Source organism: Leisingera sp. ANG-DT (assembly GCF_000813785.1).
In the GTDB taxonomy this organism is placed as follows: Bacteria; Pseudomonadota; Alphaproteobacteria; order Rhodobacterales; family Rhodobacteraceae; genus Leisingera.
On sequence record NZ_JWLE01000045.1, the window covers coordinates 40,407 to 57,057 of the forward strand.

Below are 16,651 nucleotides of genomic sequence, written 5' to 3' on the forward strand. Positions count from 1 at the left end.
AATAAAAAGACAGGAGACCTGACGTGACGCGCTATCCCCGTGACTTGCGCGGATACGGTGCTGCCGCACCTGACCCGCAGTGGCCCAATGGGGCCAAAGCCGCCGTGCAATTTGTTCTGAACTATGAAGAAGGCGGCGAGAACTGCATCCTGCACGGGGATGCGGCCTCGGAAGCTTTCTTGTCCGACATTCCAGGTGCCGCGCAATGGCCCGGCCAGCGCCACTGGAACATGGAGTCGATCTATGAATACGGGTCGCGCGCCGGGTTCTGGCGGCTGCACCGGCTGTTCACCGGCGCGGGCATTCCGCTGACCATCTATGGCGTTGCCACCGCCCTGGCCCGCAGCCCGGAACAGGTGCAGGCGATGAAGGACGCGGACTGGGAGATCGCCAGCCACGGCCTGAAATGGGTCGAGCACAAGGACATGGCCGAGGAGGAGGAACGCGCGGCGATTGCCGAGGCGGTGCGCCTGCACACTGAGGTCACCGGCACCCGCCCGCGCGGCTGGTACACCGGGCGCTGCAGCGCCAATACGGTGCGGCTGGTGGCCGAGGAAGGCGGGTTTGACTACATCTCCGACACCTATGACGACGACCTGCCCTATTGGCTGGAGTCCGGCGGCCGTGATCAGCTGATCATTCCCTACACGCTGGAAGCCAACGATATGCGGTTTTCCAATTCGCCGGGCTGGATCACGGGCGAGCATTTCTTCCAGTATCTGAAGGATGCCTTTGACGTGATCTATGCCGAGGGCGAGGCAGGTGCTGCGAAGATGATGACCATCGGCCTGCACTGCCGTCTGGTGGGCCGTCCGGGCAAGATCGCGGGGCTCAAGCGGTTCATCGACTATATCCAGGGCTTCGAGGGTGTCTGGTGCCCGCGCCGCATCGACATTGCTGAGCATTGGGCAGAAACCCACCCGCCGGTGAAGCGCGAGCGCCCCAGCCAAATGGAGCGCGAGGCGTTTGTCGCCAAGTTCGGCTCGATCTTCGAGCATTCGCCCTGGATCGCCGACCGTGCCTTTGATCTGGAGCTGGGGCCCGCGCATGACTGCGCCGCCGGCGTCCACAACGCGCTGTGCCGGATTTTCCGGACTGCCAGCGAGGACGAGCGCCTGGGTGTGTTGACTGCGCACCCGGATCTGGCGGGCAAACTGGCCGCGGCAGGCCGGCTGACGGCGGAGAGCACCTCGGAACAGTCCAGTGCCGGCCTTGATATGCTCACCGATGAAGAACGGGAAACCTTCACCCGGCTCAACACCGAGTATGTGGAGAAGCACGGCTTCCCCTTCATCATCGCGGTGCGTGACCACAACAAGGCGTCGATCATGGAGGCCTTCCACCGGCGTATCCACAATGACCGGGCCACCGAGTTCGATGAGGCTTGCCGCCAGGTCGAGCGCATCGCCCAGTTCCGGCTGCAGGACCTGCTGCCGTGAGCGGGCGGCTGATAGCGAAGCCGCTGACCGCAGCGGCTTTTGCACCCTATGGCGATGTGATCGAGGTTGCGGGCGCGCCGGACAAGATCATCAATCAGGGCATGTGCGGGCGTCATCACGACCGCGCGGCCCTGGACTTCGGGCCGGACGGCCGGGCCGGTATCAGCCTGTTTGATGCCAAGGCCCGCCATCTGCCGCATAAGGTCGACATGGTGGAGCGCCATCCGGAGGGCAGCCAGGCCTTTGTGCCAGTGAGCGGCGTTCCTATGCTGGTTGTAGTCGCGGACGACGATGGCGGTGTGCCGGTCAACCTGCAGGCCTTCATCAGCCAGCCGAGCCAATCCATCAATCTGCACCGCGGCACTTGGCACGGGGTGCTCGCCCCGCTGGGAGCACCCGGCCAATATATCGTTGTCGACCGGATCGGTACCTCCCCCAATCTCGAAGAACACTGGTTCAAGGAGCCGTTTACCGTGGTCGCAGACTGACCGCACACCCCGAAGCCGCCAACAAAAACAAGAAGCGGCAAGATCCCCATGACCGACAGGAGATTCCAATCATGGCTGACACTTCCATTGGGACGCCGGCACAGCTGCGCGACCCCAATTACACACCGCCCTTGCACAAGGCGGTGCCGCTGGGCATCCAGCATGTGCTGGCGATGTTCGTTTCAAACGTGACACCCGCCATCATCGTGGCCGGCGCCGCCGGTTTCGGCTTCGGCTCCAATTCGCCCGATTTCCCCGAACTGCTCTATCTGATCCAGATGTCGATGCTGTTTGCCGGCATCGCCACTCTGCTGCAGACCATCACCGTGGGGCCCATCGGCTCGGCGCTGCCGATTGTGCAGGGCACCTCATTCGCCTTCCTGCCAATCATGATCCCGCTGGTTGCGGGCAAGGGTGTCGACGGGCTGGCCGCGCTGTTCACCGGTGTTATTGTTGGAGGCATTTTCCACGGGCTGCTCGGTACGGTGATCGGCAAGATCCGCTTTGCGCTGCCGCCGCTGGTTACCGGACTGGTGGTCACCATGATCGGTTTGGCGCTGGTGAAGGTCGGCATCCAGTACGCCGCGGGCGGTGTTCCGGCCATCGGCACGCCGGAGTACGGTTCCTTGCTGAACTGGTCGGCGGCGCTGGTAGTGATTTTCGTCACCCTCGGCCTCAAGTTCTTCACCAAGGGGATGCTTTCGGTCTCCGCCGTGCTGCTGGGCCTGATCGTCGGCTACATCTATGCGCTGATGACGGGCATGCTGACGTTTGAAGCCGTTTCCGGCTCTTGGGAGCGGGCCGCTGCCTTTGCCCTGCCGCAGCCGTTCAAATACGGCTTCGAGTTCTCGGCTGCGGCGATCATCGGCTTCTGCCTGATGAGCTTTGTTTCCGCGGTTGAGACCGTCGGTGACGTTTCCGGCGTGACCAAGGGCGGCGCGGGCCGCGAGGCCACCGAGGAGGAGATCGCAGGTGCGACCTATGCCGATGGTGTGGGTACGGCTGTGGCGGGATTCTTCGGCGCCTTCCCCAACACGTCGTTTTCCCAGAACGTGGGCCTGATCGCGATGACCGGGGTGATGAGCCGCCACGTGGTGACCTGCGGAGCCATCTTCCTGATCATCTGCGGGCTGATCCCCAAGGTGGGCGCGGTGATCCGCACGGTGCCGATCGAGGTGCTGGGCGGCGGTGTGATCGTGATGTTCGGCATGGTGGTTGCGGCAGGCGTTTCGATGCTGTCGGACGTGGACTGGAACCGCCGCAACATGGTGATCTTTGCGATCTCCCTGTCCATCGGCCTGGGTCTGCAGCTGGAACCAGGCGCGCTGCAGCACATGCCGGACACCGCACGCATCCTGCTGACCAGCGGTCTGCTGCCTGCAGCGCTGATTGCCATCGTGTTGAATCTGGTGCTGCCGCAGGAACTGGCGGGGGAGGCCACCGAGGAAGTCTCCGGCGGGATGAGCGGCCACGGCCGCGGGTCATTGCCGCATGAGGACCACGCCTGACGCAGGCAGATGCAATGAAATGACAATACGAGCCGGCCCGCAATGGGCCGGTTCTTTTCGTTTCAGCCAGCCAGCCCGTGCAGCACTGCCAGACCCGGCAGCCAGCCGGTGAAGATGCCGCACAACAGCGTTGCAATGGCAGTTAGCCGGGGGCTGCCGCGTTTGAGGGCAAGGTTCAGGAAATAGAGGAACCACAGCCCGGACCATGCCGCCCAGCAACCTGCCAGCCAGACATCGAACAGACCGTCCGCCTGCGCCAGTACCCGCAGCACCATCGGCGCGGCGGTGAGGGCCACAAAGCCGCTGAACCATCCCAACCCCTCGCCGCTGGAGGCGAAAGTGCGGTTGTAGGCCACCCACAGATAGGTGGAGCCGAACAACAGCGTCATGCCCGCATCCAGCAGGTCCGCAGGTTGCCGCGCCGCCAGCGCGATCAGCAGCACCACGGCAAAGAACACCAGCGCGGCGACTGCGTTGATCAGGATAATCTCGCGGTCCTGTATCCGGCCCATCTGCCAGATGCCGTTCAGGCACAGCACCACGCCGACCACCAGCAGGCTCAATCCCAGAAACATTTTTTCAGTCCCCCAAAAGAAAGCAGGAGAGAGGTACACCTCTCTCCTGCCGTTCCGCTATGCGGATATTTGCAGAATGTGTTTCTGGCCGGGGCTTAGAAATCGACCTCGATGGCGATGCCCTTTTCAACCGCCACTTCCACAACAGAGGCCGCGACGGCCAGATCCTGCAGGCCGACGCCGGTGCCATCGAACAGGGTGATCTGATCGTCCGAGGTGCGGCCCGGATTGGTGCCGTTGATGACCGCGCCGATCTGGGCAACATCAGACTCCTGGATCAGGCCCTGCGCCACCGCGTGCTGCGCCTCGCCGATGGAGATGGATTGCGCCACTTCGTCGGTGAACACGGATGCCTTGACCAGAAGTTCGGCCTCGACCTCCTGCTTGCCCTTGGTGTCGGTGCCCATGCATGCGATATGGGTGCCGGGGCTGACGTGATCTGCCATCAGGGACGGTGCAAAGGCCGAGGTGATGGAGATGATCACATCCGCCTCTGTCATGCCGGGGAGGTCCACTGCTTCAAACGGTAGGCCTGCTTCCGCGGCGACCTTTTCGATGTTGGGCAGCATTTCCGGGTGGTAGTTCCAGCCGATAACCTTCTCGAACTGGCGCTGCTCCAGGGCGGCGCGCAGTTGGAAGGTGGCCTGGTGGCCGGCGCCGATCATGCCGATCACCTTGGCGTCCTGGCGGGCCAGATGCTTGATCGACACTGAGGATGCCGCGGCGGTACGCAACGCGGTCAGCAGGTTGCCGCCGACCATCGCCTTCACCTTGCCGGTGTCCGGGTCGAACAGAAAGACGGTGGACTGGTGGTTGATCAGCCCGCGCTTTTCCAGGTTGTTCGGCCAGTAGCCGCCGGCCTTGAGGCCCAGCGTCAGGCCTGCGCGGTCAAAGCCGCCCTTGAAGCCGTAAAGCGCGTCCTCGTGGCCGATTGCCTCGCGCACGACGGGGAAGTTGTAGGCATCGCCTGCGGCCATCGCGGCAAAGACTTTCTCGACCGCATCGAACGAGGCTTCACGGGTCACAAGATCCGCAATCGCCTTTTCCGGAACGATATACATGTCTGTTTCTCCTCAACAAAAAAGCCGGCGGAGGGCGGCATGCGCACCTCCGCCAGTTCGGGGATCGTTTGCTTAGTAGGCTTTGCCGCGGGCTGAGACGGGCCAGACGGTTTCGACCTTGCCGTTCCGGACACCGACGTACCAGTCATGCACGTTGGCGGTCGGGTCGCAGTGGCCGGGCACCAGCCGCAGCTTGTCGCCCACTTTCAGCGCGCCGGAGGGATCAGAGACCACACCGTGCTCGTCCGAGCATTTGATGTATTCCACGTCGTCGCGGCCAAAGATGAAGGGCAGGCCGCTGTCGACCGATTGCGCCTTGAGGCCGGCATCCACGATGGCCTTGTCGGCCTTGGCGTGGCTCATCACCTGGGTCAGCAGGAAGAAGGCGTTTTCCCACTCGCCCTGGTCGATCCGGTTGCCGTCCTTGTCCAGGATGCGGCCGTAATCGGCGTCCATGAAGGCGTAGGAGCCGCACTGCAGTTCGTTGTACACGCCGGAGTTCGATTCGAAGTAGTAGGAGCCGGTGCCGCCGCCGGAGACCAGCTCGCACTCGATGCCTTCCTTCTTTAAGCCTTCGACCGCATCGGCAACCTGCGCGATGGCGATGTCCAGCTTGGCTTTGCGGTCCTCGTAGCTGTCCATGTGCTGCATAGCGCCCTGATAGGCCTGGATGCCGGAGAACTTGAGGTTCTCTGCCGCGTTCACCGCTTTGGCAATCTCAACCACGGCTTCGGTGGTGGTCACGCCGCAGCGGCCTGCGCCGCAGTCGATCTCGACAAAGACTTCCAGCTCGGTGCCGTGCTTTTGTGCTGCTGCCGACAGGTCGGCCACGTTGTCCAGATCATCGACGCAGACGATGGTGCGGGCGCCCAGTTTGGGCAGGCGGGCCAGGCGGTCGATTTTCTGCGGGTCGCGCACCTGGTTGGAGACCAGCACGTCCTTGATGCCGCCGCGCGCAAAGACCTCAGCCTCCGACACCTTCTGGCAGCAGACGCCAACGGCGCCGCCAAGGCGTTCCTGCAGCTTGGCCACATCCACCGACTTGTGCATCTTGCCGTGCACCCGGTGGCGCATGCCGTGTGCCTTGGCATAGTCGCCCATCTTCTTGATGTTGCGCTCCAGCGCGTCCAGGTCGAGGACCAGCGCCGGGGTCTGGATGTCAGCTTCGTCCATGCCCGGGATCGCCGGGACGTCATAGCCGACTTCAAGCTCTTCAAATTTGGTCTGTGCGTTCATGGTTTAATTCCCCAGTTTAGCTGTTCATCCAGGGCAGCTTGTCGAGGTCGACATTGCCGCCGGTGACGATCAGGCCCACGCGTTTGCCCGCGAAGGCGTCTTTGTTTTTCAGAATGGTGGCGAGCGGCACCGCGGAGGACGGCTCCATCACGATGCGCAGGTGCTTCCAGATCAGCTTCATCGCATCGATGATTTCCGCATCCGACGCGGTGTAGATCTCGCTGACGTGGTTGCTGACAAAGTGCCAGGTCAGATCCTTCAGCGGTACCAGCAACCCGTCGGCGATGGTTTTGGGCGCATCGTCGGCGATGATGTAGCCCGCCTTGAAGCTGCGGTAGGCGTCATCGGCCTGCTCCGGCTCTGCCGCGACCACCTGGGTTTCCGGTGCCAGCGTCGACAGCGTCAGGCAGGTGCCCGAGATCATGCCGCCGCCGCCGATCGGGGCCACAACCATGTCGAGACCGTCGGTCTGCTCCACAAACTCCTTGGCACAGGTGCCCTGCCCCGCAATCACGCGCGGGTCGTTGTAAGGGTGCACGAAATCGCCGCCAGTTTCGGCCTGCACCTTGGCAAAGGTCTCCTCGCGCGAGGAGGTCGAGGGCTCGCATTCAGTGATCCGGCCGCCGTAGCGGCGCACGGTGTCCTTCTTGGCCTGCGGCGCGGTGCGCGGCATGACCACGTTGCACGGGATGCCGCGCAGCATTGCCGCATAAGACAGGCAGGAGGCATGGTTGCCTGAGGAGTGCGTGGCGACGCCCTTGGCGGCCTGCGCCTCATCCAGCCCGAACACCGCGTTGGTGGCGCCGCGCACCTTGAAGGCGCCCGGCTCCTGGAAGTTCTCGCATTTGAAGAACAGCTCTGCCCCGGTCAGTTCATTCAGATAAGCAGAGGTGCGCACCGGGGTGCGGCGGATATGGGGCTGGATGCGCTCATGCGCAGCCAGCATGTCCTCATAAGTCGGGATATACATAGCGGTATCCTTCATCAGGCGGCAGCCTTGGTGCTGGAGGCGGTGTTGCCGCGGTAGTAGTCCTGCGCAGCAGCAACGCCGGAGCCCAGCTGGATGTTGAGGCCCAGGTCGGCCATGACCATTTCGGCGGTGGCAATGCCGGACAGAGCCATCACATCGGTCAGGCTGCCCAGGTGGCCGATGCGGAACACCTTGCCCGCGACTTCGCCCAGGCCGGTGCCAAAGGCGACGCCGTATTTCTCGGCCGCCAGGCTCACGAACTTGTTGGCGTCAAAGCCGTCCGGCGTGCGGATGGCGCTGACGCTGTCAGAGTAGACGTCCGGCGACACAGCGCACAGCTCCAGCCCCCAGGCGCGGACCGCGGCGCGGACGCCCTCGGCAATCCGGTGGTGGCGGGCAAAGACATTCTCCAGCCCTTCGTCCAGCAGCATACCACAGGCCATGTTCAGACCGTTCAGAAGGCCGACAGAAGGCGTGTAGGGATAGGCGCTGTTGGCATAGCCGTTGGCCATGTCCTTGATATCAAAGAAGGTGCGCGGCAGGGTCGCGGTCTCGGCAGCTTTCATGGCCTTGGGCGAGAAGCCAACGATGGCCAGGCCCGGCGGCAGCATGAAACCCTTTTGCGAGCCGGTGACGGCAATATCGACGCCCCATTCGTCCATCCGGAAGTCCATCGAGGCGATGGAGGAAACGCCATCGACAAACAGCAGCGCCGGGTGGCCTGCGGCGTCCAGCGCGCGGCGGACGGCGGCGATGTCGGATTTGACGCCAGTTGCGGTCTCGTTATGGGTCGCCAGAACCGCCTTGATCTGGTGGGAAGTGTCAGCGGTCAGGATTTCCTCATACCGGTCCGCGGGCAGGCCCTCGCCCCAGGGGGTTTCAACAACCTGGACGTCCAGACCGTGACGCTGGCACATGTCGATCCAGCGGTGGCTGAACATGCCGTTGCGCGCCGCCAGGATCTTGTCGCCCGAATTCAACGTGTTGGTGATCGCGGTTTCCCAGCCGCCGGTGCCGGTCGACGGGAAGACGAATATCTCGGCGGTTTCGCTTTTCAGAACCTTCTTCACACCGGCCAGTGCCGGGTGCAGGATCTGGCCGAACAGCGGCGAGCGGTGGTCCAGCGTCGGCATGTCCACTGCCTTGCGCAGTGCTTCGGGCATATTGGTCGGACCGGGAATGAAAACCGGATTTTGAAAGCTCATGTCGTGCCCTCCTGTGGCGATTTCCTCCAATGTAAGGGGCAGCTGCCCGCAGGGATACTTTTTTGAAAAAAGATTTCAAAAATGGGAGAAACGAGTTATTTATCCATATTTTCAATGGGTTTAGTTTTTTCACTGTACAGAAGGTATTTTCAGTTTTATCGATAAGCAGCTGCTTGAATTGCCAAGAAAGACCTGAAAATGTCCCAGCCGCCGCGCCGCAAGGGCCGCCCCAAAAGCTTTGATTCCGCCAGTCAGCCGGCCACGATCCAATCGCTTGACCGGGCGCTGGATGTGCTGGACGCGCTAGCTGGCGCCAGTGGCATGACGCTGACGGAGCTTTCCTCCGCGCTCGATCAGTCGGCGGCCACTATGTACCGGGTGCTGGCAACGCTGGAGGCGCGCCGGATTGTCGAGATGGAGCCGCAGTCGCAGACCTGGCACATCGGCGCGATGGCGTTCCGTCTCGGCTCCGCCTTCCTGCGCCGCTCCAGTGTGATCGAACGGGCGCGGCCGGTGATGCGGGAGCTGATGGAGGCTACCGGCGAGACCTCCAACCTCGGCATCGAACGCGGCGGCGATGTGATGTTCGTGAGCCAGGTGGAAACCCATGAATCGATCCGGGCTTTCTTTCCGCCTGGAACCACTTCTCCCATGCATGCTTCCGGCATCGGCAAGGCGCTGCTCAGCTGTTTCGGTGAGGATCAGCTGGCCCGTTTCCTGCGCGGGCGCACGCTGGAGCGGTTTACGGAGAAAACCCTGACCTCGGCAGAGACTTTGCGCGCAGACTTGGCGCAAATCCGCAACCGCGGCTGGTCATTCGACGATGAGGAAAAGGCGCCGGGCATGCGTTGCGTCGCGGCGCCCGTTTTTGGCATGCAGGGCGAGGTCCTGGCTGGGATTTCGATCTCCGGCCCCACCGCACGGATGCCGGACGGCGGCATCTATGGCATCGGCACCCTGGTCAAGGACGCCGCGCAGAAACTGTCGCAAGGAATGGGGGCGCCGGCCGCCTGACGCCCCCCTGCGCCTAGTGCTGCAATTCCTCCGCGGTGCGGTGCGGCCTGCCCTGACCGGTGTCGAGATAGGCCTTCAGGCTGGAAGCGAAGAAATGGTCCCAGCCAGCCTCGCAAACATCATAGCAGAGCAGGCTGGGCCTGAGGCCTTCATGCTCAAACCGGATGCGGCAGCCCTGCGGATCCGGAGAAATCCGCCAAATAGCGCGCGTGCCGAGCCATTCGGTTTCGATTTCGCTGGGCTGCCCTTCGTGCAGATGCAGCGCCTCGACGCATTCCAGCTCGACAAGTTCGCCGGGAACAAGGCGCTTGGCCTCAAAGATCCAGAAGGAGCGTCCCGGAGGGAAGGTGAATTTGGCGCGGTCGCCGGGCTGCAGAATGGGATTATCCGGCTCCGTCCACCAATCCCCGAACCCTTGGGTTAGAGCGTGAAATGCCTGGTCCGGTGTGGCTGCGGTAGAGATGCTGCGCTTGTAATTCCGTGCAGCTGGGCGTCTGGTATGCTCGTCCCAGTGCAGCGGAAGGGTTTCGGCCATGCCGGGCAGCACGCTCATCCGGTCCTTCCAGTCTGCCAGACGGGGGTAGAGATCCGGAGGGAAGCCGAACCCGAGCTTCTCCATCACCTCGTGGCGGGTTTCGGCGGCCCTTTGGATCAGGCGGATTTCCGGAAATACTACTGCGTCAGCGGCGCTGGGGGTATACCCGGCCAGATACGGCCTGCTGTCCAGAAGCCCTTCCAGCCAGCGGCACTCTCTGTGCAGGGCCTCTGACGCGGTCTTCAGCGCTGTTTCTTCAGGACTGCCGGGGGCCGGAGAGATACGCTTAACCAGCACAGGCGCCAGCACATCATAGCAGGCATCTCGCAGATAGCTGCTGGCCTCCATCGTGATCTGCCAGATTTCTGCGGCTTCTTCCGGGGTTGCGCCAAACAGCGGATGCTTCGGAAAGGCCCTGTCGAGCCAGGCAAGAGCCGCGATGGAATCCCGTATGACGCAGCCGCCTGCTTCCAGCACCGGGACCGTGCCGCGCGGATTGAGCGAAAGGAAGGGTTCCTTCTTGTGCTCGCCGTCTGACGCTGACAGCACCTTCTGCTCCCAGCTCAGCCCCTTGAGTGCCAGGCCCGCGAGAACACGCCAGGCGCGGGGTGCGCCGCTGATTGTGTGAATAGTGAGTGTCATGCTGAACCTCCTTCAGGTGTCTCTGAGGAGGATAGAGGTTGGTAATTAATTGAAAAGTAGGCAGAATTTTCTTACTTAGTCAGGTAAATGATACTATTGCCCGGCTGTTGCCGAGCTGCTTCCAATAACAAGTTCCTGCTGAATGGCATCCTAAACTCAGGATTTCCGCGAAACTTCGTGAATTCATGTTAGTATGATTTTTGTACCAAGAGAGATTTGCGATGAATGCCGAACCGCCAGAAAATTTCCAGACCCCGCAATCTGGCCCGGCATTTGGCACGCGCTGTCCGATGCCGGACATCGCTCAGCTCATTGGCGGCAAGTGGAAGCTGATCATCCTTCAAGTGCTGATTTTTCAGGGAACCAAACGGTTTGGCGAGCTGAGGCGTGACGTTGAAGGCATCACCCAGACCATGCTCACCAGCCAGCTGAGGGCGCTGGAGAAAGACGGCCTTGTCAGCCGGGAGATCTTTCCCGAGGTTCCGCCGAGGGTGGAGTATACGGCAACCGCCAAGGCTATGGCGCTAACGGATATGTTCCATGCAATGCATAAATGGTGGGTGCTTCATAACAGCGAACAGGCCAGCTGACCTGAGAGTCAGCCAGCCTGAGTATGAGCAGCCCGATGCCGGAAAACGGCTTGTGTTCCCCTGACCTGCCCGTCAGCGCAGCGGCGCCAGCGGCATGTGACGGTTCACGTCCTTGTAGAGCAGGTAGCGGAACTTGCCCGGGCCGCCTGCATAACAGGCTTGCGGGCAGAAGGCGCGCAGCCACATGTAATCGCCGGCCTCGACCTCGACCCAGTCCTGGTTCAGCCGGTAGACCGCCTTGCCCTCCAGCACATAAAGGCCATGCTCCATCACATGGGTCTCGGCAAAGGGGATCACCGCGCCGGGCTCGAAGGTGACGATGGTCACATGCATGTCGTGGCGCAGGTCGTTGGGGTCCACGAAACGGGTGGTCGCCCACTTGCCCTCGGTTTCCGGCATCGGGGTCGGGTCGACGTGTTTGTCGCTGGTGACAAAGGCCTCCGGCGCGTCCAGCCCTGCAACCGGCTGATAGGCCTTGCGGATCCAGTGGAAGCGGACCGGTGCGTCACCGTTATTGCGCAGGCTCCAGACCGCTTGCGGCGGCAGGAAGGCATAGCCGCCCTCCTCCATTTCATGCGCGGTTCCGTCGATGGTCAGGGTCATTGATCCTTGCACCACGAACAGCACCGCCTCGGTGCCTGCTTCCGTTTCCGGACGGTCGCTGCCGCCGCCGGGCTGCACCTCGGCGATATACTGCGAAAAGGTCTCGGCAAATCCGGACAGGGGCCGCGACAGCACCCAGAAGCGCGCCTTGTCCCAGAACGGCAGCAGGCTGGCCACGATATCGCTCATGGTGCCCTTGGGGATCACCGCATAAGCCTCGGTGAACATGGCGCGGTCGGTCAGCAGCTGGGTCTGCGGCGGCAGCCCGCCTTCCGGAGCGTAATAGGATCGTTTGGTCATCGGCTGCCTTTCCTGCTGAAGTGCTGCTCCATTGATACCCGCCTGTCCGGCGCAACCGAACTTATTTCCGTATCAAGAATACCTGAAGGATTGTCTTGGTATTTTTGAAGACGTGACTGGCGGCCCTATCCACCGCCGCCGCCGATATCTTCCGGCGCAATGGAGACGGTTTTGACCACTGCATGGCATTCTGCACCAGGCTCCAATCCCAGGGCCTGGGCGGAGCGTCGGGTGACACGGGCCAGAACCCGGCCCGCCGGCGTGGTCAGCGAGACCATAGCGCCGGGCCCGCCGCCGGTGCGGACATGTTCCACAGTGCCCGGCAGGATGTTAAGCGCCGACAGCCCTTCGGGGCGCTGGCGCGACAGGATCACCTCATGCGCCGAAACCCGCACCCGGACCATGCTGCCGGGCGCCCTGGCGATCTGCGGCAGGTACAGCGGCACGCCGCCTGCATCCAGCTCTGTCAGCCCGTCGCCGTGATGCCGCGCCACCCGTGCCTGCAGCAATGCGCCTGCCGCGCGGACGCCTGCGGGCATAACCGCGGGATCACCCAGAACCTCTGCCGCGGAGCCTTGCCGCTGAACCTGGCCGTCCTGCAGCACAACCACGGTGGTCGCCAGCCGGGCGACTTCAGCCGCCGAATGGCTGACGTAGAGCATCGGAATGCCGATCTCGTCCCTCAGCCGCTCGAAATAGGGCAGGATCTCTGCCTTGCGGGCCTCATCCAGAGCCGACAGCGGTTCATCCGCCAGGATCATCCGCGGCGCGGATAGCAGCGCCCGGCCAATGGCAACGCGCTGCTTTTCGCCGCCTGACAAATGTCCGGGCCGGCGCTGCAGAAGCGGGCCGATGCCCAAGAGCTCCACCACCCGGTCCAGGTTTTCTCGCTTTGCATTCCGGGGCGCGAACCATTGGCCGAAAGCCAGGTTCTGGCGCACCGTCAGATGCGGGAACAGCCGCCCCTCTTGAAAGACACAGCCCATCCGGCGCTTGTGCGGCGGCAGCCATTGCCCCCGGCTGGTGTCGCACAGCACCTCGCCCTGCAGCGCCACCCGGCCCTGATCCGGCCGCAGCAGCCCGGCCACCGCCTGGATCACCGTCGTTTTGCCGGTGCCGGAGCGGCCAAACAGCACGGTGACCCCTGGCGGCGCCTCAAACTGCACGTCCAACCCGAACCCTGGCAGCGCATGTTGCAGCGAAACGGTCAGCATCAGCGCCCCCCGGCCCGGTCAGCCGCCCGGCGCGCCAGCAGTTCCGACAGCAGCAGCGCGGTCAAGGCGATTGCAATCGACACCAGGGTCAGCCGCAGCGCCGCGGTCTCGCCGCCGGGCACCTGCAGAAAGGTGTAGATCGCCGAGGGCAGCGTCTGGGTCTGTCCGGGAATGCTGGAGACAAAGGTGATGGTGGCGCCGAACTCGCCCATGGCCTTGGCAAAGCCCAGCACCACGCCGGCGATCAGCCCGGGCAGGATCATCGGCAGGGTGATGGTAGCAAAACACATGATGCGCGATGCGCCCAGGGTGGCGGCGGCCTGTTCCAGCTTGGGGTCCACCGCCTCCACCGACAGGCGGATGGCCCGCACCATCAGCGGAAATGCCATGATACCGGCGGCCAGCGCTGCCCCGGTCCAGCGGAAGGCAAAGACGATGCCGATCTGCTGCAATGCGCCGCCAACCGGTCCTTTTGTGCCGAACAGCATGAGCAGCAGGTAGCCGGTGACCACCGGAGGCAGGATCAGCGGCAGGTGCACCAGGCTGTTGACGATCTGCTTACCTGGAAACTGCCAGCGTGCCAGCGCGTAGGCGGTGAAGACCGCCGGCGGAAGTGCCGCCAGCGTTGCCCAGATCGAGACCTGAAGCGACAGCATCACCGCTTGCCATTCCTCGGGACCCAGCCATGCAGATTCAGCGCTCACTCTTGGGGTTCTCCAAAACCGTGATGCAGAAAGATGCTCCGGGCCGCGGGGCCGTTAAGAAAATCCAGAAACGCCTTTGCCTCAGCCATATTGCCGCCGGTGACGACAGCAGCCGGGTAGATGACCGGAGGATGGCTGTCTGCCGGAAAGGCTGCAATCACCGTGACTCCATCTTCCGCCTTGGCATCGGTGGCATAGACAACTCCCATTGACGCCTCGCCGGAGGCAACCAGCGCCAGCGCGGAGCGCACATTGGCGGTCTGAGCCACCTTGGGGGCAAGCTCATTCCATTGCCCCAGTGCCATCAGCGCTGCCTTGCCGTAGATGCCTGCAGGCACCGCATCCACCAGCGCCATGGCCAGGCGGCTTTCTCCAAGCCGGCCTGCCAGATCCGAGGCCTCTAAGTCCAGCGGCAGAGCACCTGGTCCATGCGCGATCAAAACCAGATTGTTCGCAAGCAAGTCCAGACGTGAGGTTTCGTCGATCAGGCCTTCTTGCTGCAGCACGTCCATCCAACTGGGGTTGGCTGAGATGAACAGGTCTGCCGGTGCGCCCAGCTGGATCTGCCGGGCCAGGGCTGGAGAGCCTGCATATGAGAGTGTTAGTTTTTGACCGGTGCTGTCCCGGTAGGATGCCGCTGCCTCATCCAGCGCGGTTTTGGTGCTGGCGGCCGCAAACACGGTGACTTCGGCCTGCAGCTGCCCGGCCATGCCGGAGATCAGCGCCCCTGCTGCAGCAAGGCTCCGCCAGAAAACCGGCGAAGCCAATGAATTCAAGAATGAAGCCAGGTATGCGCTCATGACCCCTAAGGGACTACCTGTGCCGGCCGGTGCGGGCAAACGGTATTTCACGCACTGTGCTCAGCGGCCTTGCAGGCCAGGCGGCGTGCCGAAGGTGGCGGCCGGTCAGAACAGATCCACCACGCCAGCGCCAGCGCCTGCCGCTGCCGGTGCAGGGACCGGAGCCGGACGTGCGGCGGCGCGCTGTTCCAGTTCGCCGAGTTTGCGGTCGTCCTTGACATGTGTCTGCTGGGCTGCGCCGGAACAGGCGTGGAACCGTACCCGGCGTGCCGAAGTGCCTCCGACGCTGGAAGAAATCACGGGAATGCCTTCGTCGCGCAGGAACCGCTGCACGAAATCGGCATTTGCAGCCCCGATATCCGACAGGTTTGCCGACATTTTGGCGCCGCCGAACACCTTGGCTTTCAGGTTGGAGCGGCTGGCACCTTTCTTGAGGATGCCGTTGATCAGCAGCTCCATTGCGTGGATGCCGTAGCGGGCATTGGCCGCCCCGCCCTGGCGGGCGTTGGCGAGCAGGAAATGATTCATCCCGCCCACACCATTTTCCGGATCGTAAATGCAGGCCGCGATGCATGAGCCAAGGACCGTGGAGAACATGATCTTCTGATCCGTGCTCACCCGGTATTCCCCCTGCAGAACCGTAACGGATTTCGAATTGGCGAAAACAGTAGTCAAAGTCAGGTCCTTCCTGCGGTTCGATCAGACCTTGCTGGCCTGTAGTAGTGTATTGGCCATCCGGGCCAGAGGCACCTGCTGCTGGGCAGCCCCCATTTCCCAGGCCACCCGTGGCATGCCGTAGACCACTGAGGATTTCTCATCCTGGGCAAAGGTCTTGGCGCCGGCCTTGCGCAGTTCCAGGAGCCCCCTGGCCCCATCCTGGCCCATGCCGGTCAGGATGGTGGCTACAACGTCCTTTCCATATGGCACGGCAGAGGTGAACAGAGCGTCAACAGAGGGTGTGTGGCCGGAAATATCGGGGCCTTCCTTCATCCGCAGGCGCAGCGGTTTGCGGCTGGTGATCCCCATGTGGCGGCGCTGGCCTGCGGCGATGTAAACATGGCCCGGCTCCAGCGTGGTGCCGTCTTCTGCCGGGCGCACCCGGGCAGGGCAGATGCGGTCCAGCAGTGACACCAGCCCGGAGCCGAAGTTCTTGCCGGTGTGCTGCACAATCAGGGTCGGAGGGCAGTCGAAGGGGAAGCCGACCAGCACGCTGCGCAGCGCCTCCACGCCACCCGTTGAGGATCCGATCAGAATAAGTTTCTTGCTGCCGCCAGCAGCAGCGGCCGGCCGGGCGGCCGAGGCACCTGCGGCAGCCCGGGGGCTGCGGCGCGGCGCGTTGAGCATCATATCGAAATACTGCGCAAACTGGCTTGGGTGGTCTGATTTGGTCAGCTCGAAGATACCGGCGCCGACATCAAGCAGCGGTGAGGACTTGCGGGCCGGCGTGGCGCCCTGAGTGTCCATCACGGAGACCCAGCGGGTGTCCATGGCGGAAAACAGCGCCATCATCATCTCAAACTCAGGCAGCTTGGTGAACCCGTCCTCAACGAAGGCAAACACCGGCTGTGCGGCCTCCGCCTGATTGTAAGCCATCATCAGGTTGTTGGCCAAAAGCACTTTCATGCCGGGATAGGCGGACTCCATATAGCCCTGCAACGTGCGTGCAAAGTTCCGGTCCGTGGTAATGATCAATAAGTTTCGCGAAGACAATGGGTTCCCCAGTCAAGTTGCAGTGCCCTAAGAATTGCAGGCACAGGTTGCCATAGT

At 62.9% G+C, this 16,651-nt stretch carries 17 protein-coding genes; 5 read left to right on the forward strand and 12 right to left on the reverse strand.

Annotation, left to right across the window (positions count from 1 at the left end):
* The first annotated feature begins 23 nt into the window (after nucleotides 1-23).
* From puuE to RA21_RS20850, 3 genes are all read left to right on the forward strand, one after another.
* Nucleotides 24-1,439 carry an allantoinase PuuE gene (gene puuE / locus RA21_RS20840; RefSeq protein ID WP_039152363.1) on the forward strand — a complete coding sequence of 472 codons (1,416 nt, stop codon included), beginning with the start codon at nucleotides 24-26 and terminating at the stop codon, nucleotides 1,437-1,439.
* The gene (locus RA21_RS20845) at nucleotides 1,436-1,927 is read left to right on the forward strand and encodes an ureidoglycolate lyase (RefSeq protein WP_039152365.1); all 492 of its coding nucleotides are present in this window, start codon (nucleotides 1,436-1,438) and stop codon (nucleotides 1,925-1,927) included. Before puuE ends, RA21_RS20845 begins: the two co-directional genes overlap by 4 nt.
* 71 nt (nucleotides 1,928-1,998) lie before the next feature.
* A complete protein-coding gene (locus tag RA21_RS20850) occupies nucleotides 1,999-3,435 on the forward strand; it encodes a nucleobase:cation symporter-2 family protein (protein WP_039152367.1) in 1,437 nt (478 codons plus the stop codon).
* Between the two features lie 62 nt (nucleotides 3,436-3,497).
* Here RA21_RS20850 and RA21_RS20855 read toward each other — a convergent pair whose 3' ends face one another.
* From RA21_RS20855 to bhcA, 5 genes are all read right to left on the reverse strand, one after another.
* On the reverse strand, nucleotides 3,498-4,010 hold the full coding sequence (locus RA21_RS20855; protein WP_039152369.1) for an AmiS/UreI family transporter: 513 nt from the start codon (nucleotides 4,008-4,010) through the stop codon (nucleotides 3,498-3,500).
* Between the two features lie 95 nt (nucleotides 4,011-4,105).
* Nucleotides 4,106-5,071 carry an iminosuccinate reductase BhcD gene (gene bhcD, locus RA21_RS20860; protein ID WP_039152371.1) on the reverse strand — a complete coding sequence of 322 codons (966 nt, stop codon included), beginning with the start codon at nucleotides 5,069-5,071 and terminating at the stop codon, nucleotides 4,106-4,108.
* Between the two features lie 72 nt (nucleotides 5,072-5,143).
* Entirely contained in the window at nucleotides 5,144-6,307 is a 1,164-nt protein-coding gene (bhcC, locus tag RA21_RS20865) for a 3-hydroxy-D-aspartate aldolase BhcC (RefSeq protein ID WP_039152374.1), read from the reverse strand.
* Nucleotides 6,308-6,323: 16 nt separating this feature from the next.
* Complete coding sequence (gene bhcB, locus RA21_RS20870) at nucleotides 6,324-7,292, reverse strand: beta-hydroxyaspartate dehydratase BhcB (RefSeq protein WP_039152377.1); 969 nt, start codon at nucleotides 7,290-7,292, stop codon at nucleotides 6,324-6,326.
* On the reverse strand, nucleotides 7,292-8,482 hold the full coding sequence (gene bhcA / locus RA21_RS20875; protein WP_039152395.1) for an L-aspartate--glyoxylate aminotransferase BhcA: 1,191 nt from the start codon (nucleotides 8,480-8,482) through the stop codon (nucleotides 7,292-7,294). Before bhcA ends, bhcB begins: the two co-directional genes overlap by 1 nt.
* 198 nt (nucleotides 8,483-8,680) lie before the next feature.
* Here bhcA and bhcR point away from each other — a divergent pair, with 198 nt between their 5' ends.
* Complete coding sequence (bhcR, locus tag RA21_RS20880; RefSeq protein ID WP_019294506.1) at nucleotides 8,681-9,496, forward strand: HTH-type transcriptional regulator BhcR; 816 nt, start codon at nucleotides 8,681-8,683, stop codon at nucleotides 9,494-9,496.
* A 13-nt stretch (nucleotides 9,497-9,509) separates the two neighbouring features.
* Here the strand turns inward: bhcR and RA21_RS22455 are convergent, their stop codons facing one another.
* Nucleotides 9,510-10,673: a glutathione S-transferase N-terminal domain-containing protein gene (locus RA21_RS22455; RefSeq protein WP_241483542.1), complete on the reverse strand. Its 1,164-nt coding sequence runs from the start codon at nucleotides 10,671-10,673 to the stop codon at nucleotides 9,510-9,512.
* 221 nt (nucleotides 10,674-10,894) lie between these two features.
* Here RA21_RS22455 and RA21_RS20890 point away from each other — a divergent pair, with 221 nt between their 5' ends.
* Entirely contained in the window at nucleotides 10,895-11,263 is a 369-nt protein-coding gene (locus RA21_RS20890) for a winged helix-turn-helix transcriptional regulator (protein WP_039152379.1), read from the forward strand.
* A 72-nt stretch (nucleotides 11,264-11,335) separates the two neighbouring features.
* Here RA21_RS20890 and RA21_RS20895 read toward each other — a convergent pair whose 3' ends face one another.
* From RA21_RS20895 to RA21_RS20920, 6 genes are all read right to left on the reverse strand, one after another.
* Nucleotides 11,336-12,166 (reverse strand): bifunctional allantoicase/(S)-ureidoglycine aminohydrolase, encoded by an 831-nt coding sequence (locus RA21_RS20895; protein ID WP_039152381.1) that lies wholly within the window; start codon nucleotides 12,164-12,166, stop codon nucleotides 11,336-11,338.
* A 125-nt stretch (nucleotides 12,167-12,291) separates the two neighbouring features.
* Nucleotides 12,292-13,380, reverse strand: a complete 1,089-nt coding sequence (modC, locus tag RA21_RS20900) for a molybdenum ABC transporter ATP-binding protein (RefSeq protein ID WP_019294502.1) — start codon at nucleotides 13,378-13,380, stop codon at nucleotides 12,292-12,294.
* Entirely contained in the window at nucleotides 13,380-14,084 is a 705-nt protein-coding gene (gene modB, locus RA21_RS20905) for a molybdate ABC transporter permease subunit (protein WP_039152384.1), read from the reverse strand. Before modB ends, modC begins: the two co-directional genes overlap by 1 nt.
* The gene (gene modA / locus RA21_RS20910; protein ID WP_039152386.1) at nucleotides 14,081-14,884 is read right to left on the reverse strand and encodes a molybdate ABC transporter substrate-binding protein; all 804 of its coding nucleotides are present in this window, start codon (nucleotides 14,882-14,884) and stop codon (nucleotides 14,081-14,083) included. The genes modB and modA overlap by 4 nt, the downstream gene beginning before the upstream one ends.
* A gap of 105 nt (nucleotides 14,885-14,989) precedes the next feature.
* Entirely contained in the window at nucleotides 14,990-15,559 is a 570-nt protein-coding gene (locus RA21_RS20915; protein ID WP_019294499.1) for a chemotaxis protein CheD, read from the reverse strand.
* Between the two features lie 24 nt (nucleotides 15,560-15,583).
* Complete coding sequence (locus tag RA21_RS20920) at nucleotides 15,584-16,528, reverse strand: CheB methylesterase domain-containing protein (RefSeq protein WP_052254223.1); 945 nt, start codon at nucleotides 16,526-16,528, stop codon at nucleotides 15,584-15,586.
* Nucleotides 16,529-16,651 lie beyond the last annotated feature (123 nt).